Annotated in this window: 15 protein-coding genes and 2 tRNA genes; 11 read left to right on the forward strand and 6 right to left on the reverse strand. The window is 67.8% G+C overall.

Going from position 1 to position 23,739, the window contains the following annotated elements; translation table 11 throughout:
• Positions 1 to 49: 49 nt before the first annotated feature.
• The gene (locus DWQ67_RS09355; RefSeq protein ID WP_147433659.1) at positions 50 to 2,659 is read right to left on the reverse strand and encodes a response regulator transcription factor; all 2,610 of its coding nucleotides are present in this window, start codon (positions 2,657 to 2,659) and stop codon (positions 50 to 52) included.
• Between the two features lie 324 nt (positions 2,660 to 2,983).
• On the opposite strand from DWQ67_RS09355, the gene DWQ67_RS09360 reads away from it, so the two are divergent.
• From DWQ67_RS09360 to DWQ67_RS09370, 3 genes are all read left to right on the forward strand, one after another.
• Complete coding sequence (locus DWQ67_RS09360; protein ID WP_121485336.1) at positions 2,984 to 8,410, forward strand: choice-of-anchor G family protein; 5,427 nt, start codon at positions 2,984 to 2,986, stop codon at positions 8,408 to 8,410.
• A gap of 112 nt (positions 8,411 to 8,522) precedes the next feature.
• Entirely contained in the window at positions 8,523 to 9,452 is a 930-nt protein-coding gene (locus tag DWQ67_RS09365) for a DUF5819 family protein (protein ID WP_233556022.1), read from the forward strand.
• Positions 9,449 to 10,657: an HTTM domain-containing protein gene (locus DWQ67_RS09370; protein ID WP_233556023.1), complete on the forward strand. Its 1,209-nt coding sequence runs from the start codon at positions 9,449 to 9,451 to the stop codon at positions 10,655 to 10,657. Before DWQ67_RS09365 ends, DWQ67_RS09370 begins: the two co-directional genes overlap by 4 nt.
• 151 nt (positions 10,658 to 10,808) lie before the next feature.
• On the opposite strand, the gene DWQ67_RS09375 is transcribed toward DWQ67_RS09370, so the two are convergent.
• Positions 10,809 to 12,473: an MFS transporter gene (locus tag DWQ67_RS09375; protein WP_233556024.1), complete on the reverse strand. Its 1,665-nt coding sequence runs from the start codon at positions 12,471 to 12,473 to the stop codon at positions 10,809 to 10,811.
• A 190-nt stretch (positions 12,474 to 12,663) separates the two neighbouring features.
• Between DWQ67_RS09375 and DWQ67_RS14225 the strand changes: the two genes are divergently transcribed.
• Positions 12,664 to 13,230: a TetR/AcrR family transcriptional regulator gene (locus tag DWQ67_RS14225; RefSeq protein WP_121485337.1), complete on the forward strand. Its 567-nt coding sequence runs from the start codon at positions 12,664 to 12,666 to the stop codon at positions 13,228 to 13,230.
• Between the two features lie 71 nt (positions 13,231 to 13,301).
• Here the strand turns inward: DWQ67_RS14225 and DWQ67_RS09385 are convergent, their stop codons facing one another.
• A complete protein-coding gene (locus tag DWQ67_RS09385; RefSeq protein ID WP_233556025.1) occupies positions 13,302 to 13,805 on the reverse strand; it encodes a MarR family winged helix-turn-helix transcriptional regulator in 504 nt (167 codons plus the stop codon).
• Between the two features lie 133 nt (positions 13,806 to 13,938).
• Here DWQ67_RS09385 and DWQ67_RS09390 point away from each other — a divergent pair, with 133 nt between their 5' ends.
• The gene (locus tag DWQ67_RS09390) at positions 13,939 to 14,847 is read left to right on the forward strand and encodes a DUF2268 domain-containing protein (protein WP_121485468.1); all 909 of its coding nucleotides are present in this window, start codon (positions 13,939 to 13,941) and stop codon (positions 14,845 to 14,847) included.
• Positions 14,848 to 14,871: 24 nt separating this feature from the next.
• Positions 14,872 to 15,639, forward strand: coding sequence for a MerR family transcriptional regulator (locus tag DWQ67_RS14230; RefSeq protein ID WP_121485339.1), 768 nt, complete (start codon positions 14,872 to 14,874; stop codon positions 15,637 to 15,639).
• A gap of 53 nt (positions 15,640 to 15,692) precedes the next feature.
• Here DWQ67_RS14230 and DWQ67_RS09400 read toward each other — a convergent pair whose 3' ends face one another.
• The gene (locus tag DWQ67_RS09400) at positions 15,693 to 17,150 is read right to left on the reverse strand and encodes an AI-2E family transporter (protein WP_121485340.1); all 1,458 of its coding nucleotides are present in this window, start codon (positions 17,148 to 17,150) and stop codon (positions 15,693 to 15,695) included.
• 131 nt (positions 17,151 to 17,281) lie between these two features.
• On the opposite strand from DWQ67_RS09400, the gene DWQ67_RS09405 reads away from it, so the two are divergent.
• The 5 genes from DWQ67_RS09405 to DWQ67_RS09425 all read left to right on the forward strand — a co-directional run bounded on the left by DWQ67_RS09405 (position 17,282) and on the right by DWQ67_RS09425 (position 20,310).
• Positions 17,282 to 17,357 (forward strand) — tRNA-Ala (locus DWQ67_RS09405).
• A gap of 231 nt (positions 17,358 to 17,588) precedes the next feature.
• Positions 17,589 to 17,664: transfer RNA gene (locus DWQ67_RS09410), tRNA-Ala, on the forward strand.
• A gap of 247 nt (positions 17,665 to 17,911) precedes the next feature.
• Complete coding sequence (locus DWQ67_RS09415) at positions 17,912 to 18,295, forward strand: hypothetical protein (RefSeq protein WP_121485341.1); 384 nt, start codon at positions 17,912 to 17,914, stop codon at positions 18,293 to 18,295.
• A gap of 42 nt (positions 18,296 to 18,337) precedes the next feature.
• Positions 18,338 to 18,886, forward strand: a complete 549-nt coding sequence (locus DWQ67_RS09420) for a GNAT family N-acetyltransferase (protein ID WP_158595423.1) — start codon at positions 18,338 to 18,340, stop codon at positions 18,884 to 18,886.
• 149 nt (positions 18,887 to 19,035) lie between these two features.
• Entirely contained in the window at positions 19,036 to 20,310 is a 1,275-nt protein-coding gene (locus DWQ67_RS09425; protein WP_121485343.1) for a cyclin family protein, read from the forward strand.
• Between the two features lie 133 nt (positions 20,311 to 20,443).
• Here the strand turns inward: DWQ67_RS09425 and DWQ67_RS09430 are convergent, their stop codons facing one another.
• Both DWQ67_RS09430 and DWQ67_RS09435 read right to left on the reverse strand, forming a co-directional pair.
• Positions 20,444 to 21,754, reverse strand: coding sequence for a DUF7507 domain-containing protein (locus tag DWQ67_RS09430; protein ID WP_121485344.1), 1,311 nt, complete (start codon positions 21,752 to 21,754; stop codon positions 20,444 to 20,446).
• Positions 21,755 to 22,006: 252 nt separating this feature from the next.
• Entirely contained in the window at positions 22,007 to 23,521 is a 1,515-nt protein-coding gene (locus DWQ67_RS09435; protein WP_121485345.1) for an aminotransferase class I/II-fold pyridoxal phosphate-dependent enzyme, read from the reverse strand.
• Between the last annotated feature and the right edge of the window lie 218 nt (positions 23,522 to 23,739).

The following is a 23,739-nucleotide window of genomic DNA, read 5'->3' on the forward strand; positions in this document are numbered from 1 at the left end:
GGTTCGCACCCAGCCCACCACGCGCCGTCGGGCAACGGCTGGCCGGGGACTACCCCCGCGCCCCCGCGGCCCGCGCCAACTCCTTGGAGAGGCGCTCCGGGATGTCGCGCCGGCGGGGCGCGCGGAGCTTGGCGCGCGCCTGCAGGACGTGCGATTCCACGGTGCGCACCGAGAGGTAGAGGCGCTCGCCGATCTGCAGATTGCTGAGCCCCTGGGCCACCAGGAGGCAGATCTCCAACTCGCGCTGGGTCAGCCCGGAGGGCGGCGCGGGCCTGGCGCCCGTATTGACCAGCGCGGGTGGAAGCTCCGTGTCCGCCTCTGCGTCCGGCAGGGCCGCCAACTTGGCGGCGCAGTCGTTGGCTCGGCCCGTGGCCCGCCTGGCCAGGTACAGCGAGCGGGCCCGCGTCAGCGCGTCCCTCGCCCCGCGCGTCTGGCCGGCGTGGGTCAGGTCATTCGCGGCGCGCATCAAGTGCTCCGGATCGCCGGACACCAGCGCGCGCAGGTGATGGGCGGAGGCCAGCGTGGCGGGGAAGCGCCCCGCATTCAGCTCCGGATCCTCGAGTGCCTTGAGCGCCGCAACCGGTTCAAGGTGACCCTGCAACACGCGGTGATACAGGTGCGCGGAGGCCGCCCACCCCGGCTCGGCGACCAGGCGGGTGGGCCCGGCGGCGCTCTGATGCATGGACTCGCCGACCGCCAGGTAGGAGCCCAGGATCTCCGGGTCCACCTCATCGGTTGGGCCGGAGCGCGCCAGCTGCAGCGAGAGGCGCATGAGGCTGGCGTTGAGCGCGGAGAAGGTGGAGTGATCCAGGAGCGACATGGACGTGGTGATGTCCCGCGTGGCCGCTTCGGTATTGCCGCGCCGGTACGCGCTGAGGGCGTGGAGGTAGGAGGCGCAAGCGGCGGCCACCCGACCGGAGGCCGGCCCAAAGCCCACGGCGTTGCTGGTGCGTTCCTCCAGGACCCGCCTCACGCCGCCCGGATCAACGCCGGCCAGGGCCTGCGCGGAGCAGCAGCACAGGTCAAAGAGCAAGAAGGCATCATGTGCCATGCTCGACGCCGCGGGGTTGAGCACGCGCAGGCGTCCCCTGAGCGAGCGGGCCTGGGTGACGCTCGCTTCCAGCGCCTCCGGGTCGCCGGCGCTGAGGCGCTGGGAGAGGGTGAGGGCCATGGCCCACATCCGCGGGACGGAGGCGTGGGTGGACGTGGCGGCGTAGTCGGAAAAGGTGTCCGCGCACTGGTTCGTCATGGGGGCATCCCCCGTGAGGATCGTCAGGATCTGCGCCAGGACGGGATCTGCGGCACCCACCACATCCGTCAGGTACGTGATCAGCCAGTCGGGGGTGGTGCGCTCCCAGCTCGCGGCAGTGCAGACGCGGTGCAGGTGTTCCAGGTGGAAGGCCTCCGGCTCGCGCTGCAGCAGCTCTTGGGCCTGGTCAAGCACCTCCTGATGGCGGTCTTGGCTCAGGAGCGAGACCCAGAGGGTGGGGAGGACCTCTGCTCCGGCCCCGTCCGCCATCGCGGTGCGGGTGAGCATCTCCGTCTCCCGGTGCCAGCCAAGCCGGGCGGTCACCGTGGCCGCGCGGGCAAAGAGCCGTCCGGAGCCTTCAGTGATGCCAAGGTCCATGAAGTGCCGGGCCAGCGCCATGGTCGGAGCATCGGAGAAGGGCAGCCCGGAGCGCCAGGAGCGTTCCAGGAAGGCCAGCGCCGTGTTGATGTGCCCGTTGATGTCATCCACGTCCGGCACGGAGAGCAGGCCGGCCACCTGGAGGCCATCCACGTCCACCTCATCGCCGTCCGGCAGGCGCCGCAGGCTGGCCAGCCCCACGTTCAACAGGCGGGTCAGCACATCCGGGCCCACCATGCGTGCTGCCATGGCGTGATCAAGTGGCCCCACGCTGTGGAGCACCACGGCGGCGGTCTTCAGGGCCGGGGGCAGGTCCCGCGTGCGGGAGGCGATGCGGTGCAGGGTGCGTGCGCTCAGGGCAAAGGGGGCATCCCAGGGGCGGGGCAGCCTGCGCGGGGCGGAGCGGGAGTCGGCAGTGAGGTCCTCGGCCAGGTCCCGCGCAATGGCCACCGACCCGCGGGCGGATCTGGTCGCCGTCGTGAGTTGCAAAGAATCCAGGGCGTCTGTGGGGACCCAGCCGCGCATCCGTGCCGCGGTCTCCTCATCCGTGAGCGGAGCCAGGTCCACCCGGCCCATGAGGCGCCGCCGCCATAGATCGCACAGCAGCCCCACCGAAGTGGTGGTATCGAAGGCACTCGCGGAGCGCATGGAGACCGCGTCCGCGCTCATCAGCAAGATGGCCCTGGAGTCCTGGACCAGGCTGGAGAGGACCGGGGTGACGGCCTGGGGGAGCGTGTCCACATCGTGAAGGCGCAGGCAACGCGCGGCGTGATGGGCCTCGTACCAGGAGAGGAGCTCGGCGCTGGTGGTGTGGGCCGTGCAGCGCAGGGCCGGGGCGTCGGAGCGGCGCAGTGTGGCCTGGGCGGCAGCGGTGACGTCGGTGCGACCCTCGCCGGGATGGGCCACCACCAAGACGCCGTGTCCAGGGGCGGCCAGGCCGGCCACGGTGGCGGCCTCTGATTCGCGGGTCCCGCCCAGGGCGTGAACACCTGGTGGAGTGGGGATCAACGTCCTTGCGGGAGTGGGCGACATGAGGTTTCCGTTCGTTCTCGAAGGCCCCCGGACCCTCGCGCTGGTCGACACCCCCGCGCCGTTGTTCAACCGCGAGTCTAAGTCGCGGCGAACCAAATGACGAGCGATTTCCAAAGTATGGAGCGCTTAAATGTAATGTTTCCTCGTTTTTTGCAGAATCGCTATTCGCAATGGCACTTTGTTTCATCGGGTCTCCGTAGTCATCACGTAGTCGTACTGAAAAGCCTGAGAATTCGCTATGACCCAGGCCACGCTTGCCTACTGTTGGCTTCACTGCGCGTACCCGCGCGCTTGCCTGTTCCCCCCAGGGCTGGAGGACCCCCCATGAAAACCACCCTTTCTCGGCTGAGAGCCGGTGCCGTCGGCATCGCGCTCTCCGCCCTCGTCCTAAGCGGCGTTGCGCCGCCGGCCGCTGCGGCCGAAGCCCCCACGCGGGCACAAGCGGAGGGCTCCGCCCTCTCCGGAGCCGGGGTCATTGACCTCGACACGATCCTCAAGGACCAGTCGGCCTTTGCCCCCACCGCAGACGGTGGCTCCAGCGAAAACGACGACATGAATCTGACGGTGCTTGGCGGCCTTGGCCTTCCATTGGGCGATGGCATCGACGTGCCGCTGCTCAAGGATGTGCTGCAGGTGGGCGCGCTGGGCCAGTACGCCAAGGCCCAGAAGGGCGGCACCTCAGAGGCGGCCGCCGGGGCAGTGACGGGCGAGGGCCTCTTTGCCGTGAACGGCGCGGATGCCAGCCAGTCCACCTCAGTCAAGCTCAGCCCGGTCCTGAAGGGCCTTGGCCTTGACTCCCTCATCAACGAACTCAAGCTGGACGTCAAGGCGGTGGCCTCGCGAGCCACCGCGGAGCCCGGGGCGCAGCCCAAGGCCGAGTACGCCCTGGCCGGCGTCAACATGGAGCTGGAGGCCAAGGCCATTGCCGGTCTCACCAAGACCCTGAAGACCACCGTGCAGGGCGTGGACTCCACGCTGGACGCCGCGGTCGGTGAGAAGGGCGCCCTCGACACCGTCACGCGCACCTTGCGAGACGACGTCCTGAAGCCGCTCAACACTGTGCTGCTTGGCCTGGGTTCCGTGAAGATCCCGGAAGACGCGACCATCGCCATTGACACGGACCTGTGGGCCACCGTCTCCCCGCTCCTGGAGGAGACGCTCTCCGATCCGGACGAGTCCGTCAGCATCCGCCTCTCCGACGGCAAGGTCACGGTTGACCTGGCCAAGATCATGGACACGGTGCGGGCGGATCTTCCCCAGCCCAACGACCGCACCGTCTGCACGGATCCCAGCACCAAGCCCGGGGGCCTGAACTGCCTCCCGGCCAACACCGAGGTGCTGCAGGCCAAGGTCATCAACGCCGTGGTCTCCCGCCTCACCGGCCTCGTCAACGGAGCCACCACCAAGCTGGAGAAGGTCCTCAAGACCGCCCTCAGCACCACCAAGGTCAACATCACCGTGGGCCTTGACGTCATGGCCCTCTTCGGTGTGCTCCCGGTGGCCAAGACCAAGCTGCACATCTCCACGTCCCTTGGCCAGCTCATTGGCTGGGACGCCAGGCCGCTGACCAAGGACGACGTCAAGATCGACGCGGCCATCCTCGGCATCCCCGTGGGTTCCCTGGTCAACGCCATTGTGAGCCCCGTGGCCACCCAGCTGGTGCCCGCACTGGGCTCCGTGCTGAAGCCGGTCGTGGAGGGTGCGCTGAGCACCACGCTTGTCCCCGCGGTGGGCACGCTGGTCTCCGGCGTGGTGAGCGCCCTTGATCCGCTGCTGGGTGCGGTCCAGCAGCTGGTCTCCCTCAAGGTCAACGCACAACAGGAGAAGCCGGGCGCATTCATTGACCCGCGCGGCGACGACTCCAGCGCGTTTACGGTGAGAGCCCTGCAGGTGGGGCTGATCCCCGGCATCAGGAACGGCGACGGACTCCTGGTCGTGAACCTGGGCAATTCCACCGTGATCGGTGAGCCCAAGGCCTACAACACCACCCTCACGGCCTCACCCAAGACGGTGAAGCCCGGCGTCGAGGTCACGCTCGCTGGCACCGGCTTTGAAGCCGGCGAGGAGGTCACCGTCAAGGTGCCCGGCGGCGCGGATATCAAGGCGACGGCGGACGGCGACGGGGCGCTGCCTACGGGGCAGAACGCACCCAAGTACACCGTCCCTGCGCAGCAAGGCGCAGGCGACCTGACCTTCACGGCGACCGGAGCGGCGTCGAACAGTCCGGCCACCGCCACGGTGAGCGTGGAAGCCAACTACACGCCCACCCTGTCCGTGGACAAAACGCAGGTGGAGCCCGGGGACACCGTGACCCTCTCGGGGGCCGGATTCGCTCAGAATGAGGCGGTCTCCATCGCCGTGGATAACGGCGGAACCCTCACGGCGACCACCACCGACGGCGGCGAGCTGCCGACCGGTGATCAGGCGCCAAAGTACACGGTGCCGCAGAACCAGTCCGTGCCCAAAACCCTGGAGCTGACGGCGGTGGGCGAGGTCTCCAAGACCCCGGCCAAGGCCACGCTGCAGGTGGCCCGCGGTGACTACTCCGCGAGCCTGAGCGGCACGCCGGACTCCGGCGAGGTCGGGTCCACCTTCACCTTTAACGGCGAGGGATACAAGGCGGGGGAGAGCGTCAACGTGACGCTGGACGGCCAGGCCTACGGGACTGAGCTGACGGCGGACGGAGACGGGAAGTTCTCCTTCCAGTGGGTCTCCGACTCCGTGGGCTCGCATGAGTTCGCGGCCAAGGGCGTGGCCTCCGCCGCGGAGGGCAAGGACACCGTCACGGTGACCCGGGCCTTTGCCCCGGTGCTCGTGGTCTCCCCGGAGACCGTTGAACCCGGTGATTCCGTGAATGTCAGCGGCAGCGCCTTTGACGGCGGCGAGGTGGTCACCATCACGCTGCCGGACGCCAGCACCACCACCGAGACCGCCGATGCAAACGGCGAGTTCACGGTGGCGTGGCCGGTGGATCAGGCGGCCAAGGACGGCGAGGAACTGACCTTCGCCGCCATCGGCGCGGTGTCCCAAAAGGAACGCACTGGCAAGGCCACCGTCAAGGTGGGCGCCTACACCCCGGAGCTGACGGCCGCACCCGCGACCGGGCCCCAGGGCACCGACTTTGTCTTCACCGGAACCGGCTTCAAGCCGGGAGAGACGGTCAAGGTTCAGAAGGATGACCAGCCGTTCGGGGATGACCTGAAGGCTGACGATCAGGGTGGGGTGAAGTTCACCTGGGCCTCGGACGCCGCGGGCGATCGCCGCTTTGTGGCCACCGGCGTGGCGTCTCGGGAGCCGGCGGAGCGTTCCGTCACGGTCTCCAAGGTCTACAACACCAGCCTCAGCACGGACCCGGGGGAGCAGTTCCCCGGCCGCGACGTCACCGTCAAGGGCGCCGGCTTTGAGCCGGATGAGGACATCAGTTTGAGCCTGGGCGGCAGCAAGGTCACGACCAAGGCCAACAACCAGGGCGAGCTCTCTTACGTCTGGACCGTCCCCACGGACCAGGCCGCAGGGAACGTGGACCTGGAGGCAGAGGGCGCGGTATCCACGTCCCCCGCCAAGGCCAAGGTCACGATTCTTGGCCTGCCGAGCGTGTCCGTTGATCCCGACCGTGGCGCCATTGGCACCGAGGTGGAGGTCTCCGGCGGTGGCTTTGAGCCCAGCGCTGACGTCACCGTGAGCATTGGTGGCAAGGAGGCCGGGACCGTGCAGACGGGCTCAGATCGCAAGCTCCTTGCCGGTCAGCGCGTGCGTGTTCCCGCCGGCGTGAAGGGCGGGGTCGCCCCCGTCATCGCGACGGATGGCACCTCCCCGGAGGCCAAGAGCGAGTTCGCGATCGCCGGGTCCTTCTCGGTGGATCCGGATCACGCCAAGCGCGGCGACACGGTCTCCGTAAAGGGCGAGGGTTTTGCTCCTTCCACGGAGCTGACGATTGCGCTTGGCGGCAAGGACGTGGCAGAGAAGGTCGTCACGGATGAGAACGGCGCCTTCGGTGCCGGGGATGTCACAGTCCCGTCCGACGCCGCTGTGGGCGCCGGGAAGGCGACGGTCACCGACAACGTGGTTGCCTCGGCGGTGGAGCGGGACTTCACCGTAGATGCTGATGCGGCCGTCCCGGCCGTGGTGGTTGATCCCACCTCCGGCGTGGCCGGATCCACCATCACCTCTGTGACGCTGAGCGGCTACCCGGCCGCCACGGAGGTCACGCTCACCCTGGGCGGCGAGGAGATCGGCAAGGTCACCACGGATGATCAGGGTGCGGCCACCCTCAAGGGTGCCAAGGTGCCCGCGGGACTGGCGGTCGGGACGCATGATCTGGTGGGCACCGCCGGTCAGGTCAGCGCCAAGACCACCTTCGAGGTCGTCAAGGACGGCGATCCAGGTGCGGAGGCGGACGCGAGTGCCGCCGCCGCTGTGGATGCCAACGCGGCAGCCACGGCGGACACCACGGCGAACGCCAACGCGGCGGCGTCCGCCGCGGCCAGTGCCGAGGCGACGGCGGAGAAGGATGCGGCCGCTGTGGCTGCTGCCGAGGCCGCCGCGTTGGCTGATAGCAATGCGGATCAGTCGGCTGCTGCGGATGCCTCTGCCAGTGCTGCGGCTGAGTCCGCTGCTGAGGCGGATGCCTCCAAGAATGCCAGTGCGGATGCGAGCAGTGAGGCCAACGCTTCGGCTGTGGCTCAGGCCGCCGCGTCCTCGGATGCGACGAGCGATGCGTCCAGCAACGCCAGCAGTGAGGCCACGAGTGAGGCGTCCAGCAACGCCTCGCAGCAGGCGACGGCCAATGCCGCCGCTTCTGCCTCCGCCGCGGCCAGTGCCGAGGCGACGGCGGAGAAGGATGCGGCCGCTGTGGCTGCTGCCGAGGCCGCCGCGTTGGCTGATAGCAATGCGGATCAGTCGGCTGCTGCGGATGCCTCTGCCAGTGCTGCGGCTGAGTCCGCTGCTGAGGCGGATGCGTCCAAGAATGCCAGTGCGGATGCGAGCAGTGAGGCCAACGCTTCGGCTGCGGCTCAGGCCGCCGCGTCTGCGGATGCGAGCAGCGCAGCCAGCGCTGACTCGAACGCGAGCGCCGACTCCAACGCGAGCGCCGATTCGTCGGCCACTGCGGATTCAAACGCCAGCGCCGATTCCAACGCGAATGCCAGCTCGTCGGCGAGCGCCAACGGGTCCGCAGACGCGAAGGGCAACGGCGTGGCCATCCGGGCCACGGTGGAGTTCCGCAAGCTGATCCGCGGCCCCAAGACGGTGCAGCGGGTCACGGGCACGGGCTTCAAGCCGGGCGAGGCTGTCAACGCAACCTTGTTCTCCTCGCCCAAGAAGTTGGGTGAGGTGAAGGCTGACAAGTCCGGCACGGTCCGGTGGACCTTCAAGGTGCAAGAGGACTTTGAACTGGGCCAGCACCACGTGGACGTGGTGGGCGCGCAGTCCGGAGAGGTCAAGCAGGAGAATCGCGAGACGGACTTTGTGGTCGCGAGCTCCAACACCGGCGCCGGGACGGGTGGCAAGCCCACCACCCCGCCAGGGTCGGCGGATCACTCCGCTGACTCGGGTGCAGGCTCCAATGCGGCAGCCAGCGCCGGAGCCAACGCTCACGGCGCCTCCGACGGCCGCACCCCGGTGGGCGGCAAGGAGAACCTCGGTGCGACGGGTGCTTCCAGTGCCCTGCTCATCGTGGGAGGCGTGGCCTTGGCGCTGATGCTCGCGGGTGCCTTCCTGCTGGCGACGCGACAGCGCCGCCGCCGCGGTTAGTTCCCCCGGTGGCCCCGATCATCCAGATCGGGGCCACCCCGCTGGTCCCGGTGCGCGCACTCAGGCGCCCGGGGCCGTCGGCGTTTCCCCCTCCACGTAGGAGCTCACTGTCATGAACCAAGCCAGTAGGCGGGGCAAGCAACGGCCCGACGCCGCTTCCGTCACCGAGGACGCGTCCGTCACCGACGCCGCTCCCGTCACCGAAGACGCGCCCACCACCGGCGACTCACCGCCGCCCGATGGCGGGGCCGGACCGCACGGCGTCGGGCAGGGGGAGGCAGCTCCCCACCTGCGTCAGCGGTCTAAGCCGCTGCGCCTCGTCATGAGCGCCGCGGTGCTGTTCACCGCGTGGCACCTTTTTGCGTCGCTGCTGTGGATTGCACCGCCCTCGCCGGCACGAGACGTAGTCCCAGGAAACCTGTTGACGCAGTACATGATCCCGTTTTTTGGGCAATCGTGGAGCGTTTTTGCTCCGGAACCCATCAACGGGGATCACCGCCTCTTTGTGCGCGCTGTGGTTGCCACGGACGGCACCAACCGCACCACCGAGTGGGTCAACGCGACGGAGGTGGAGACGCGGCTCATGACGCACCAGCCCTTCCCGGCGCGTGCCGCCAGCCAGTCCATCAACGTGGCCTCCACCTACCGCGATGCCTACGGGAAACTGACCAAGGACCAGAAGGCGGTGGTGGCCAGAAACTTCTCACAGGAGGGCTGGTCCGCCAGCCTGGACACGGAACTGACCGCGTTGGCCAACGGCGATTCCTCGGCCCGTTCCGCCTACCTTGCCGCTGACTTCATGTCCGTCCGCTACGCCACTCAGGTGGCGCGGGCCATCTGGGGCCAGAACGTGGTGCGTGTGCAATTCAGGGTGGAACGCCAGAACGTGATCCCGTTCAAGCAACGACATGACCCAGATGCCCAGCGGCCAGAGGTCCAACTCACGCCGTCCGGGTGGCGGGGCCTCCAGGTAGCGGCGGGGCAATCCGATCAGGACTTCGCCGACACCTTCCGGCGACTGTATAAGGAGGTGCACCCGTGACGTTGACTCAGGAAAAGCGCACGGGCCGTGGCGACTCTGGGCCCCGCAATTCTGGCCCCAGCGGGGCGGACGCGGGCGGCGCCCCAGCAGGGGAGACCCGGGTGGTGGGGTTGCTCGGCCTCCTGTTGCGCCTGGTCCGCTTCCTGCGCTTCGGTGCGGCGCTGGTGCTCAGGACCGGCCGAGACACCGTGCTGCGAGTCGCCGCCTTCTGCGAGCACTGGCTGCTGGACGGCGCCAAGGCACCGCACGGCCTGGCCGTCACCCGCATCATGTTCGGCGTGGCCGGGGTGGGGCTGCTGCTGAGCAACTGGTCCACCCGCCTCTACGCCTTTGGCCCCGGTTCCCTGTGGAACGGGGAATATGTGGCACCCGGAAGCGACTTCCCCCGCCTCTGGCTCTTCAGCCTCTTCCGCACTGCCTCCGCCAATGCGGCGGCCTACACCGCGGCCTATGTTCTGGTGCTGGTGGTCGCCATCCTCTTCACGCTCGGCTGGCGCTTCAAGCTGGTTCTTCCCGTGTATCTGGTGCTCTGGATCAGCTTCATCGAGGCCAACGACATGCTGGGGGATCAGGGCGACAACATGTACCGGATCGCCCTCATCCTGCTGCTCTTCGCCGACCCGGTGCGGGTCTGGTCCCTGGATGCCAGGCGACGCCGGAAGGTGAGTGAGGCGCGGAAGGTGACCCAGGGCGTCGGACAGAAAAAACCCATGCCCTGGCTGGCACGGAAGTGGGCGGGCGAGCCGCTGCTCTCCGCGCTGCCGGAGTACAGGAGCCTGTTCAACAATCTGGCGCTCGTGGCGCTCACGGCGCAGGTCTGTTTTGTGTACGTTTCCGGGGCCCTCTACAAGGCCGGCGGCGTGCCGTGGCAGGAGGGGTGGGCCGTCTATGACCCGCTGCATACCGTGCAATTTGGCACCTGGCCGGAGCTCTCCGCACTCGTGACATCGTGGGGGCCGTCCGTGGTGGTGGCGGCGTGGGGCTCCATTGTGCTGCAGCTCTGCTTCCCGATGATGCTGCTGACCCACCCCACGCGCGTCATGGCGCTGGTGGGGATCATGGGCTTCCACATCGGGATTGGCGTGCTCATGGGCCTGCCGTGGTTCTCGCTGACCATGATCGCGATCGACTTCATTTTCATTACGGAGAAGACGTGGGCCAAGGTGATCGCCGGGACGCGAGGGGCGTGGGCTAGGGCGGCGTAGCTGCTTGGCGCGGCCCCGTGCCCCTGCCCCCGCCCGTGCCACTGCCCGTGCCCCTCGAGGCTTTGCGCCTCAAAGTGTGCGGATGCAGTCGCAATCGGGACTGCATCCGCACACATCGAGGCGCAAACCTTGGTGGCGGGCCCAGCAAGCCTCAGCGCACGCCGCGCAACCAGCGACCCACACCGATCGCCAAGGCCAACGCCAGCACCGCGGCAATGCCGGCGGTCAGGCCCACGCCCGTATCAAAGGCGTGAGCCGCGGAGTCGAGCAGCGCCTGGCCCTCGGTCCCGCCGACCTGCCGCGCGACGTCGTGCGCTCCGGCCAGCGTCTGCGAGGCAGTCTCCTGCTGCTCCGCGCTCAGCGAGCCGGGCACCCGCAGGTGCGCGGCGAAGAAGGCGTTGAGCAGTCCGCCAAGCACGGCGGTGCCCATGACGGACCCCACCTCGTAGGCGGTCTCGGAGATCGCGGACGCGGCGCCGGCCTTGGCGGCGGGCACGGCGGAGAGCGCCAGGTCGTTGGAGACGGTCTCGGAGAAGCCCACGCCAAGGCCAAGCAGCACAAAGCTCGCCATGACCACCCAGAGCTCGCCGGTGTGGCCCATCAGCGCCAAGAGCCCGTACGCGCCCATGTTTACGAGCACGCCCGTGACCATGAGCTGCACGCGGCCAAAGCGGCGGGCGAACGGCACCACGGCCAGCCCGGAGGCGAACATGACCACCAGGCCCGGGAGCATGAACGTTGCGGCATCCGCGGGGGACATCCCGGCGACCAGCTGCAGGTGCTGAGCCAGGAAGTACATGAATCCGACCAGCGAGAACAGGCTGAGCATGTTCACCAGCAGCGGCCCGGAGAAGGCCTTGCGCTGGAAGAGGCGCACGTCCAGCATGGGGGTTTCGCGCGAGAGCTGGCGGCGGACAAAGAGCACACCAAGCACCAGCCCGACGGCGACGGCGGTCACCGAGACGAGCCAGGGCTCGCCCGTGGAGGCGGCCTTGATGCCGTAGGTGATGGGGAGCAGGGTGCCAACGATCAGCACGATGCTCAGAGGGTCCATGGGGCCGGGCTGGGGATCTTTGGACTCCGGGATCAGCAGGTGGCTCAAGGCCAGGAGCGGCAGCAGGATGGGGACGGCGATGAGGAAGACCGAACCCCACCAGTAGTGCTGCAACAGCCAGCCGCCCGTGATGGGGCCAAGGGCCGCGCCGGCGGAGAACATGGAGGCCCAGACGGCCACCGCGACCGTGCGCTCCTTGGAGTCCACAAAGATGTTGCGGATCAGGGAGAGCGTGGCGGGCATCAGCATGGAGCCAAACACTGCCTGCAGTGCGCGCCACAGGATCAGAGCCTCCGCCGTGGGGGAGTAGGCGGCCGCGATGGAGACCAGGCCAAAGCCCACGGCGCCCATCAGTAGCACGCGGCGCCGGCCAATGCGGTCGCCAAGATTGCCCATCGGGACCAGGAAACCGGCCAGGATGAGCGGGTAAATGTCGATCATCCACAGCACCTGCGTGCCGTCCGCTCCCAGTGATGTGGTGATGGCGGGGATGGCGAAGGTGAGCACGTTGTTGTCGATGGAGACCAGCAACACGGGCAGCATGAGCAGGGCCAGTGCCAACCAGCGGCGCAGCGGCGAGGCCACCAACTGCACCACGGGCTGAGCGCCGGTGATGGGCGCCGACTCGCGGGGCATGGCCGGGGCGTTGGCGATGGGCAGGGCGCCGGTGCCCGGATTGGCGTCGTCAATGACGGAGATTTCTGGCTGGTTCTGCGTTCGGGGCTGCGCCTGCTTGGCCCCCTGCTGCTGTGGCGCGGACATGATGTGTTCCTTTATGCGGTGCGGCTCACGGCGTGGCCGGCCTGCAGTGCGGTGGTGCGTGGTTCTGAGTGATGAGCTCCCTGTGGGTGGGGGAGCCGAAATCATAACTGTACCGTCTGGACGGTACGTTTTGCGAGTTGGTGGGCGGTGATGATCGTCTCCTTGCCCGCGGGCAACTAGCATCGAGGGCATGCCCCGACCGCCAGTTGCCCGAGACAAACTGCTCGACGCCTATGCCGCACTCCTGCGCCGCGAGGGCGAGCGTGCCGCGACGCTGGACGCCGTCGCCGCCAAGGCAGGCGTGTCAAAGGGCGGCCTGTTGTATCACTTTGGGACCAAGGAGGCGCTGGCGGAGGCACTCTGCGAGCGCATGCTTGATCTGGGACGCGAGGACGTGGAGAAGATGCGCACCGCGCCGGATGGTCCCTGCGCCTACTACGTGCGGACCTCGGTCAACACCAAGAGCGCGTTCGACGTCACCTACGCCGCCATGATCCGGCTCTCACAGGCCTACGTTGCGCCCGCGAGCGATGCGCTGGGGCAGATTCACCGCTGGTGGATGGACCTGATTCTGGAGGAGATCCAGGAGCCATCCGTCGCGGAAACCATCATGCTGATCGGCGACGGGCTCTACTCCTACGCGGCGCTGCCCGGCGAGCTGGACCGGCCCGAGGCCGGCGGCGACATGGACGGGCTCCTACGCCAGGTGGAGGTCCTCAAGGCCTCGGCTAAGGCGCAGCTCGCGGAGCGCGGCTGAGCCTCCCCTCCCACAGGGGCGACGCCGCCGGGTGAGGTTTCGCCTGCGGGGACCCCCCCGGGCCGCTGCGTTTACTCCGGGCGCTCAGCGCCCGCGGTGACGCCGCGTCCCTTGCGTGAGGGACCGCCGTCGAGCAGGTCAAGATTCTGCAGAAAACGCTCCGCGTCCGCGCCAAGCGGGCCAAAGTAGGTGGCGTCCGCCGCCTCCACCGCCGCGTTGGCGCGCTGGGCCACCTCGGCCCCCTGGGTGGTCGGGGTGAGGGCCACCGCGCGCTTGTCGCTGGGGTGGGCGCCGCGCTGGATCAGGCCCTTCTTCTCCAGAGCGCGGACCACCTGGGAGGTCATCATGACCTCGGTTCCGGCGGCGTCCGCGAGCTCGCGCTGGGTCACCGGGGCCGTGCGCCGCATGTCGATGAGCGTGGACAGCAGCACAAACTGCACATGCGTCAACTCAAACGGCGCCAGCGCGTCTCGGACGGCGCGCTGCCACGAGTGGGTGACGCGCCACAGGGCCAGTCCGGGGCTGATGGGGGTGCCGGGGATCGAGGCGTTGGCTGAGTTGGGCGGCGTCTTCACGCTCCCATGGTGGCACGGCGCCAGGGGTCGGTGTCGCCCAACCCGGCCCAGCGCCCTCGGGCATTGAGATGTAGGGCCCAGCGGCAACGACCGCCTTGACCTTGACGCAACGACAATGTTTAGCGTCGGGTGCATGACAATTTCAGTGATGGATAGCGGCGCCGCGATGGCGCGAATTTTGGACGCCACCCCCGACGGCCGGGCAGATCTGGTGCGGGAAATGTGGGCGCCGATGGCCGGGATGTACTCCTTTATTCCCAGCGGGGTGGACTTCGCCGACGTGCATCGGCAGACCTTCGGTTTCGACTGGGATGAGCCGGGCTCTCGGGTGCACGACGGCCTGGAGGCGTTGCGGGTTGCCGACGCGTGGAATCGTGTTCAGACGGCCCTCGATATGGGGGCCGCGGCCATCAGGTCCGCGGACCCTGGCGCCAGCATCCCTGACCTCACCGTGCTGCTGGTCCTAGGGGATCCCGGTAACGAACACTTCATGCGAGAGGTACAGGGCCTGTCGGCATTTGGGGGCATCAGTGGCTTTATCAGCCTCATCGTGTGGCCCACCGACCGCGTGCTGCGGCGCCTGGAGTCCATCGCCGTCCACGAGCTCCACCACAACGTGCGGTACTCGCCCGGCGGCGTGGTGTGGGACCCAGCCACCGTCACGTTGGGGGAGCAAGTCATTGCCGAGGGGCTCGCGGATACTTTTGCGACCGAGCTCTTTGGTGACGACGGTTTGAGCCACTTTGTGGCCCCGGAGACACGGCTCGACGACGCGGTGCTGGCTCGGGTGGCGAATGGGCTGGGCGTCACGGGGATGCACAACTTCGCCGCTTGGATCCTGGGGGATTCGACAGCGCGGGTGCTGGGCGGCGAGCCGATGGGGCTTCCGACCGGGGCCGGGTACGCCGCAGGCGTCCGGCTGGTGGACGCGTATCTTGAAGAGGCCGGTGGCACGGCGGCGAGCAACGTGAGGACACCGGCGTCGCAGATTTTGGGTCCCGCGCTGACAAGTCTCGGTCTGCCAGCGGCCACCCAGAACTGAGTTTGAGTAGGCGGCAGAAGTCCCATGGAGTGGATGGTCAATCAGTTGGCGGAGCGGGCCGGAATCAGCGGGCGCACCTTGAGGCACTATCACCGCATTGGCTTGTTGATTCCGGACCGGATCGGTAGCAATGGTTATCGCTACTACGGCCCCGCCTCGGTGGCCCGGCTCCAGCGCATCCTTCTGCTCCGCGACGCCGGGATGGCGCTGAGCGATGTGGTGAAAGTGCTGGATTCCCCGTCCACGCCTGCCGCGGAAGAAAAGGCGCTGCAGGCGCACCTCCAACGCCTGGCGGAGGATCGCGACACCCTTGACCGCCGAATTTCAGCTGTGCAACACACCCTGCAGATGCGGCGCGAGGGTCGCGAGCCACGAATGGACGTGATGCTGCAGGGCTTCAACGACGCCTACGAGGATGAGGTGGTGCAGCGCTGGGGCAGGCAGGCCTTTGATGCGTCCAACCAGTGGTGGCACGCTAAATCCGTACGCCAGCAGCGCGAATGGAAGGAGCGATCCGAGGCCCTGCTGGCGCGGTGGCGAGAGGTGCAAGAAACCGGGTGCCGCGCCGAATCGGAGGCGGCGCGAGAGCACGCCGGAACTCACCTGCGGTGGTTCGCGGAGATTCCGGGCACTCCAACGCATGCGGGCGATCGGGAGCAATCCCTAGCGATGGTCTTGGGCCTGGCCGACGCCTACGAGGTAAACCCCGGCTTTCACGCAAGCTTCGGCACGGAAGCGGCAGCTCGGTTCGCGGCCCAGGCGCTGCGTCTCCACGCGCCCGAGCTGCTGTAGCTGCCCAACCCGGCCCGGCGCCGTCGGGCAAGGCCCTTTGTCCTTGGTGCGCGCTAACCGCGCAGCAGCGCCTTGCGTTCGCGCACCTTGTCGCGTTTGCGGGGGGAGCGGGGCTCCGGTTGCTCGTCGTCCGGGAGGGCCGAATCCGGGCTGGAGGCGATGAAGAGGTTGATCCAACGTGCGTTGGGGTCCGCGTCGATGAGGAGGGCCTTGATCAGCAGCGTGGCCGGCAGGGCGAGCAGGGCGCCCAGAGGGCCAAGAACAAAGACCCAGAACAGCAGCGAGAAGAACGAGACCACCGGGGTGACGCCGACCGATTCGCCCGTGAACTTGGGCTGGACCAGCACCTGAATCACAAAGTTGAGCACGCAATAAACAATCAGGACTGCCAGCGCCTGCATGGGCCCGCCGCTGAGCAGCGCCAGCAGCGCGGGCGGGATCACGCCGACCACAAAGCCGACGTTGGGGATGTAATTCGTCAGGAAGGAGAGCACACCCCAAACCCACACCAGCGGGACGCCAATGATCGTCAGCGCCGCCACATCCGCCAGCGCCACGATCAGGCCAAACACGGTCGTCACCAACCAGTAGCGGCGCACGCCGAGAGTGAAGTCGCTGACCACGGCCAACGCACGGGGCTGCACCAGGCGCAGCAGCTTGAGGCGGTTAGACATGGACGCGGAGTCCATGGCCAGGAAGAACGTGGCCATGACCAGCGTGGCCAGCAGCGAGGCGATCGAGGAGACGTTGGACAGGAGCGGCATCAGCAGCCCCATCACGTCGTTGGGCTTGATCTCCTTGAGCGCGCTGTTGACCTCGCCCGCATCGAATCCTATTTGCTTGATGAGATTGGTGATTTCTCCCCAGAGTGCCAGGAATTCAGAGTTGTACTGCGGCAGCGCATTGATGAGCTCCACGAGGGCCCACACGCAGGCCCACACGAAGGCAACCAGCACGGCGAGGACGGCCACCAGCGCCACGATCGCTGCGATGTAGCGGTGCATCACCTTGGAGAGCCAATGCTGAATGGGGTACGCCACAATCATGAGATTCAGGCCCAAGAAAATGGGCGCAATGATGTCCTGCAATTCCCGCACGAACATCAAGATGATGACCACCGCGGCCAGTCCCAGCGTCACCGTGAGGAAGCGCGGCAGGGAGCTCTTGGTCTTGGGGTCCTTCGCTGCGGGCACCTTGGGGATGCCGGCCGTGGCCGTGATGTCCTCGCGGGGGTCCGCTGGGTGCGGGGCGGCGTCGGCAGTGGCGACGGAGTCGCTGCCGGCGTCGCTACCGGAGTCGCTTCCGGCGGTGAGACGCTTGGCCTGCGCGGGGCGGCGTCCGGGGCGTACCGCGCTGCCCGACGGCGGTGCGATGCGTTCCGTCGGGTTGTGGGCTTGGGTGCCCGTCCCCTTGGCCGCGGACTCTGCCGCCTCTGGAGTAATGCGGTCCGTCTGCGCGTGCGGCGCAACGGGGTTCTGCTCCGGATCAGACGCCCCGGGGTGCTGGCTCATCGGTTTCCTTCCATGGATGCACTGCCAGTCTATGGCGACCCCGCCCCCGATTTTGAGAGCCACGAGCGCCCATGCTAGAGTTTCATCTCGGTTCGAGGGCAGTTCGCTTGCCGCTTGAATCGCTTCTTTGCGGGGGTATGGCGCAGTTGGTAGCGCGTCTGCATGGCATGCAGAAGGTCAGGGGTTCGAATCCCCTTACCTCCACCAAAGAAAAGGGCCCGGTCTTGTGACCGGGCCCTTTTTGTTGCCCCCAGAATCGTCGTTGTTGGGGACGAACTAGGCGTTTGGCGGTGGACGCGACCGCGGGGGACTTGCTGCGTCGGCCGAGTGTGAACGGTCTGCGCACCCGCGCGGCAGGGGTCCTGGGGACTCCTCATCCTTTGCTAGGATTGACCTCGGTTCAATCGGCCCGCGTGGGCGTGCGAATCGGTGTGATTCGGGGGTATGGCGCAGTTGGTAGCGCGTCTGCATGGCATGCAGAAGGTCAGGGGTTCGAATCCCCTTACCTCCACCAAAGAACGAAGGGCCCGGCTGAGCAGCCGGGCCCTTCGTCGTATCCGGCTTTGCGGCTTGCGAGGGGAGGCCCGGCGGCGGGGTGTCCACGTCAGGGCGTGAGCCGGGCGCTGTCGGGTTTGCAGTGTCTAGGCGCACTTTGCCGTTGATGCCTACACGGCAAAGTGCGCGCGGAGACTGCAAAGCTTCGTCGCCGGGGCTGCCTGGGACGGCGGACTCGGCCGGGCCCGCTGACGTAGGGTCAGCTCATGCCTCTTTCACTCGTCGCCAAGGGCCTCATCGGCGCCTTCGCGGTCTCTGGCGCCCTGCACCTCGTCAAGCCGCAGGTCTTCGAACCGACCATGCCGCGGGCATTGCCCAAGCACCGCGAGTTGGTCCTGGCCTCCGGCGCCGCCGAGCTGCTGTGCGCCGCCGGCCTGGCGATCCCGGCGACCCGCAAGCTGGCCGGACCAGCTTCCGCGGCCCTGCTCGTCGCGGTCCTGCCGGCCAACGTGCAGATGGCGGTGGACGCCGTCGAACGGCTGAACCGCAGGGGCCCGACACCCAAGCGCGTGGGCTGGGCGCTCGCCTACGCCGCCCGCGTCCCGTTGCAGTGGCCGCTGATCCGCGCGGCGCTCCGGGCCGCCCGCTAGCCGCGCGCCGCGCCGACCACGCCCCGCGCTCAGGTGCCTTCTGTGTCTGGATTCGCCGCTTTTGACCCCGCTGGGGCGCGTGAGCCGGCCGCCATCTGCCTGGCGCGGGCCTCGCTCCGAGACATCCCCGAGATCCTGCGCGTGCAGGCGAGCGCCGGCCGAGCGGCCAACTCCACCCAGTTGCGGCGCGCCATTCCGGCCTCGAACGCGCTGGTCCTGACGGCCCGGCCGGCGGAGAAAACGCCCGACGGCGATGCGCAGCCGGTCATCGGCTGGGCTCAGACGAACTACTTAGACACACCGCTCGACGCCGCGCCGAAAGGGCACTACCTGGCGGGCGTGACGGTGGATCCGGGGTGGCGACGGCGTGGGGTCGCGGAGGCGCTGACCGCGCGGCGGCTGCAGTGGATTGCGCAGCGGGCAGACGAGGCGTTCTTCGTGGTGAACCCAGAGAATCACGCCTCGATAGCGCTCCACGCGAGGTGGGGCTTTAAGGAAATTCTCCGCGGCCCGCAACTGGCCGGCGTGACGTTCACGGGCGGGATCGGTGTGCTCATGCGGGCGCAGAAGCTCGTCAGCTGGAACGCGTAAGCCTGGCCGCGCACATGTTGCTGACAAGTGTCCGTCACTTTTACGGCTCTTTGATGTGGCCAACGCACCGTCAGTACCACCGGTTAGAGTCGGCGTAAGCCGGATTTCTTCGGCTCGAATGTCGCGAAGTTTCTAGCGAGGGAATACGCATGGACAACGAAATCCAACTGGTCAGCGATGAGGACGGGCTCGCCGTGATTGGCGATAGCGAGGTGGTCCAGCAGTTTCTGACGGCTCAAGGGTTGGTCGCGAAGGAAATGGACCTTCCGCGCATGGGACCGGCGCTGGGTCAGGCCTCAGCCATGGTCCAGGGCATCTCGGGGCTGTCCGCTGGATCTGGCCGTTGGGTCAAGCTGACCAAAGAGTCAGCTCAAGCAGTATCGAAACTCGGCTTGCGACAGAACGCCGCGACGGGGGTTAGCACAGGCGTGCTCAAGGGAGTCGGGAAAGGACAAATTGGTGGCTTTGTCGAATTCGCCCGCGGTCCCGTCTCTCAACTGGCGAATCCAGCCCTTTTGACCGGCGCCGCCGGTGTCATGTCTCAGTTGGCCATGCAGGCGGCGATGGATGAAATCGCCCAGTACCTAGAAGTCATCGATGCAAAACTCGACGACATTCTGAGGGCTCAGAAGGACGCCGTGTTGGCAGACATGATTGGCGCGGGATTCGACATCGAAGAGGCGCTGACCTTGCGTGAGCACGGCGGCCGGGTGAATGAAGTGACCTGGTCCAAAGTCCAGGCCACGTCAGGCACCATCGCGAGGACCCAGGCGTACGCCCTGCGCCAGCTGGATGCCCTCGCTGAGAAGTTGGAGAAACACGGCAGAATCTCGGACCTCGCGAAGACGGTCCAGGAGGTGGAGTCTTCCGCGAAGGAATGGCTCGCGGTGCTCGCCCGGTGCTTCCAACTGAGGGACGGGCTGGCCATCCTCGAATTGGACAGGGTTATGGACAGCGCTCCCCAGGACCTCGATGGTCATCGGCTCGGACTCAAGGTTGCTCGCCAGAAGCGGTTGGAGACGATTGCGCACAGCACGGACGCGCTGCTTTCTCGGATGAACGCGGCGGTGGGCGCGGCCAACGCGAAGGTTCTTTTCCACCCCTCCGCGTCTCCCACGGTCGCCCGTCATGGTGAGCAGTTCGCAGGCGCAGTCACGGAATTGCACACGCGCCTCGGGATCGCCTCCGGCGTGCAAGTCGTTGAAGCGAAGAGCTGGGGTGAAGCGGTGGTTGGTGCCCGGGACGCCGCACTTATCGCGGCGGCCCAAGGGGTGGATGCGAGCAAGCGAGCCGGCGGGGCGACCAGGCGAGTCAGCGAAGGTGCCGTCGGGAAGGCCAGGGCACTGGCGAGCAGGGCGTCCTCCGAAGTCTCGGACAGGGTACGTCGAGAGCCGAAGCACCGTAACGCGCCTCCCCATGAGTAAGACGCGGCGCCCAGGTGTTCGCCACCGCTGAGACAGGGAAACGCCTGAGCGCTCAGCAAAAAAGCGTGTGGCCGGGTCCTCAGGGACCCGGCCACACGCCGTCGAACATCTAGCTATCCTGCCACCGGCGGCTCTAGTGAGCGTTGTGGCGACGCGTCACCAAGACGGTGACGCCCGTGCCGAGGGCTAGGAGCCCCAGGAGCAGCGCCCAGGTGACGCTGGCGCCCGTGCTGGGCAGAGCACCGGCGCTTGAGCCCGCGTTCGTCTGATCCATACCCGGGGCGTCGCCACCGCCGACGCTCGTGCTGGGATCCACGCTCGGGTTGGTGCTGAAGCCGGACGTTGTTTCACTCGTCGGATCGCCAGTCGGGTCGTCCGTCGGCGCCGGTGAGGTGGCATCCGTCGGTTCCGGAGAAGGCGTCGGCGTCGGCGTGGGAGTCGGTTCCGGTGTCGGAGTAGGCGTGGGCTCCGGCGTCGGCGTGGGAGTGGGAGTGGGCTCCGGAGTGGAGTCGTCACTGCTGAAATACCAGGAGCTGTCGTAGGCGTACACGACGCCCGCGACGGGATCCTCAGCCATGGCGGTTGCCGTGTTGGTGTACTGGCCCTTGATCGCGGTTGTCTCCGCGGTGCAGGTGATGGAGTCGCCGCCGGCCAGCTGGTCATCGTCCCGCGCCGGGCACTTCACGTTCACCGGCCCATCGGTGCCGGAGTCCTCCACCATGGCGTCCTCGACCGGGTAGTTGCCGGTGTTGGTCATCTTGTACGTCCACGTGACCTTGTCTCCCTCAGAGACCTTCAGGCCAGGCGCTGCGGTCTGGTGCGTCCCGTTGACGCGCTTCTCCAGGGTGAACCCGGAGACCGTGCCGAAGTACCAGGAGGAGGCCTCGTTGGAGGCCACCGCCACTGCGTTGGAGGAGGAAGTGGCGGTGGAGGTGGCGGTGGCTGTGGCGGTGTTTTGATACTGCCCCGCGATCGCCGTGCCCGCAGCCTGGCACTGGGCCGTGGCGCCGGCAGCGATGGTGGCGGGGCACGTGACCGACGGCGCGGCGTTGCCGGTGCCCTTGTCCGTCACCTTGACGCCGCTGACGTCGGAGTTTCCGTAGTTGGTCACCTCGTAGGTCCAGGTCACCGGTGAGCCGGCTTTGACGAGGGCGCCGATGGCGCCAAACCAGTTGGGTAGCTCGCCGTACACCTGGCCGTTGGTCTTGATCTCCAAGTACAGGCCGGTGGTCTCATCACCGGTAGACCCCCCAGAACTGGCGGAACCAGAACTGGCGGAACCAGTGCTGGTGGACCCGGAGGGGGCGGCGGACGCCGGCGCGGTGGGCCCGAACAGCGCCACCGTCAGCATCAACCCCAGGGTCAAGGACCCGCCCAGGATGCCGCGTGGGCGGCGTAATTTTTCTGTGGACGCGCGCAAATGTGGCATGGCAAAACGGGTCATGAAAGCTCCTGCACCCCAAAGCGGTCCCAGCACGCGTGGCGTGCCCCCCAGGACCTGTTCCCCCGTAGCGCGCGATTGCGCGCACATCGTGTCACCCAGCGGCATGGTTTTGCCGTCGAGTTGAATGCAATGATGCCTGAGTCTTCAGGGCTCCGCAATGGCCGGTTTGCGCCTGTGCATTACCGATGCCTCACGCGTGTGGCCGGGTCCCCAGGGGCCCGGCCACACGGCGTCGAACACTATGCCAGCAAACTAAACAATCGCCGGCGGCTGCACCACCACGACCCGGAAGCGGTCAAGGTGCTCATCGGCCGCGCCGCGCACGTGACCGGCCGGCATGGCTGCGGTCTTGCGCAGGAACTGGATCATCTCCTCCGTGAAGACCTCGCCGGGCAGGATGTTGGGGATGCCCGGCGGGTAGGCGGAGAGCGCGTCAGCGGAGATGCGGCCCACGGCGTCCTCCCAGCCCACCAGCTCGGTGGGGGAGAAGAAGGCCTCTTGCAGGCGCCGGGCCCGCTTGGCGGATTGCGGCAGGGCGGGCGCGGCCTGCAGCGATTCTGGCACCTTGGGCAGAGCGTAGAGCGCCTCGATGAAGCGGTCCACGTCCAGCACCGACGTGGCGCCGATCAGCAGCACAATCACGGCGTGGGTGGAGAGCTCCACGACCACCCGGTGATCCCGCGTGAGCAGGTAGTGCGCCTCGGTGCCAGAGAGCCCGCCGGTGCGCGTATCAATCACGACCTTAAACGGGTCCTGGCCCACCACGTCCTTGTACATCATGGCGTCATCCGTGGCATCGCGGAAACGGCCGCGGTCGGCAATCTCCGCGCGCAGCTGGCGCACGGCGGCCAGCGTCTGCGGGATGACGACGGGCCCGTCCACCGCCATGCGGCGGCGCGCCTCATCCAGCGAACCGAGCAGTAGGGCGGAGGTGGAGGTGGACATGTAGGAGCGGTGCACCCGGTCCACCACGTCCTCCAGCGCCTCGGCAAACTCGCCGTGGCCCAGCATGAGCATGGCGGCCTGCGTCAGCGCTCCGGCGTTCTTGTGGGAGGAGGACACCACCAGGTCAGCGCCAAGGCGCACGGCGTTGCCCGGCAGCCCCTCGCTGAACCCAAAGTGGGAGCCCCAGGCCTCGTCCACGATCAGCGGCTTGCCGTGGGCGTGCGCCACCTCTGCGATCGCGGCGACGTCCGAGACCGCGCCAAAGTAGGAGGGGGAGACGATCTGCACGGCGGCGACGCCGGGGTGTTCGGTGAGCACGTGTTCCACCTGGGCTGCGGTGACGCCGTGGGAGGAACCCAGGTCGCGGTCCACGGAGCCGAAGATGAAGTGCGGCTCCAGGCCGGCGTGGATCATCCCGTCAATCACGGAGGAGTGCACGCTGCGCTGCACCGCGGTCTCGCGGCCAAGCGCGCGGGCCACCATGGTCGCGATGTGGTTGCCGGAGGAGGCCCCGTTACCCAGGAACCACAGGCGGGATGCGCCCCAGGCCTCCGCGGCCAGGCGCTGGGCCTGTTCAAGCGGCGCGCCCTCCGGCGGGGCATCCATGGCCCAGGTGTCCTGGTTGATGTCGCTAAAGAGCGTGGACTTATCCAGGCGCAGGATCCGTTCGCCGACCAGGTCGGCGAGCCCGGGGGCGTTCGCGGCCCGGCCTTGGTGGGAGGGCACGTCCAGGTGCATAAAGTCCACATCGCCGAGGCGGCGCAGGGCAGAGGCGTACGGGGTCGCGTCCTGGTCCAGGGGGGCAGAGTTCTTCTCAGGCATACCCTCCAGATTATGGTCTTGCGCCCGGCGCGGGAAGGGGTTGGCGGGAATATCTTGACCGTCCGGACGGTTTGTTATCCCGAGGCGTCAGCGGCGCAGCGCCGCGGGGTCGGGTTCAGATCCAGATGCCCGACGACGCGCGGCCGGGGGCGTGCTTCACGAACCGGTGCCAACGGGGCCGGTTGGGTGGAGAATGAACGCCGAATGACGAGGACCCA

The organism is Galactobacter caseinivorans, assembly GCF_003640665.1.
GTDB classification, from domain to species: Bacteria; Actinomycetota; Actinomycetes; order Actinomycetales; family Micrococcaceae; genus Galactobacter; species Galactobacter caseinivorans.

What these genes read in the sequence shown, in the direction of transcription:
- DWQ67_RS09355 (WP_147433659.1), bottom strand. Translation starts at nt 2,659, where the DNA reads ATGTCGCCCACTCCCGCAAGGACGTTGATCCCCACTCCACCAGGTGTT.
- DWQ67_RS09360 (WP_121485336.1), top strand. Translation starts at nt 2,984, where the DNA reads ATGAAAACCACCCTTTCTCGGCTGAGAGCCGGTGCCGTCGGCATCGCG.
- DWQ67_RS09365 (WP_233556022.1), top strand. Translation starts at nt 8,523, where the DNA reads ATGAACCAAGCCAGTAGGCGGGGCAAGCAACGGCCCGACGCCGCTTCC.
- DWQ67_RS09375 (WP_233556024.1), bottom strand. Translation starts at nt 12,473, where the DNA reads ATGTCCGCGCCACAGCAGCAGGGGGCCAAGCAGGCGCAGCCCCGAACG.
- DWQ67_RS14225 (WP_121485337.1), top strand. Translation starts at nt 12,664, where the DNA reads ATGCCCCGACCGCCAGTTGCCCGAGACAAACTGCTCGACGCCTATGCC.
- DWQ67_RS09390 (WP_121485468.1), top strand. Translation starts at nt 13,939, where the DNA reads ATGACAATTTCAGTGATGGATAGCGGCGCCGCGATGGCGCGAATTTTG.
- DWQ67_RS14230 (WP_121485339.1), top strand. Translation starts at nt 14,872, where the DNA reads ATGGAGTGGATGGTCAATCAGTTGGCGGAGCGGGCCGGAATCAGCGGG.
- DWQ67_RS09400 (WP_121485340.1), bottom strand. Translation starts at nt 17,150, where the DNA reads ATGAGCCAGCACCCCGGGGCGTCTGATCCGGAGCAGAACCCCGTTGCG.
- DWQ67_RS09415 (WP_121485341.1), top strand. Translation starts at nt 17,912, where the DNA reads ATGCCTCTTTCACTCGTCGCCAAGGGCCTCATCGGCGCCTTCGCGGTC.
- DWQ67_RS09425 (WP_121485343.1), top strand. Translation starts at nt 19,036, where the DNA reads ATGGACAACGAAATCCAACTGGTCAGCGATGAGGACGGGCTCGCCGTG.
- DWQ67_RS09430 (WP_121485344.1), bottom strand. Translation starts at nt 21,754, where the DNA reads ATGACCCGTTTTGCCATGCCACATTTGCGCGCGTCCACAGAAAAATTA.
- DWQ67_RS09435 (WP_121485345.1), bottom strand. Translation starts at nt 23,521, where the DNA reads ATGCCTGAGAAGAACTCTGCCCCCCTGGACCAGGACGCGACCCCGTAC.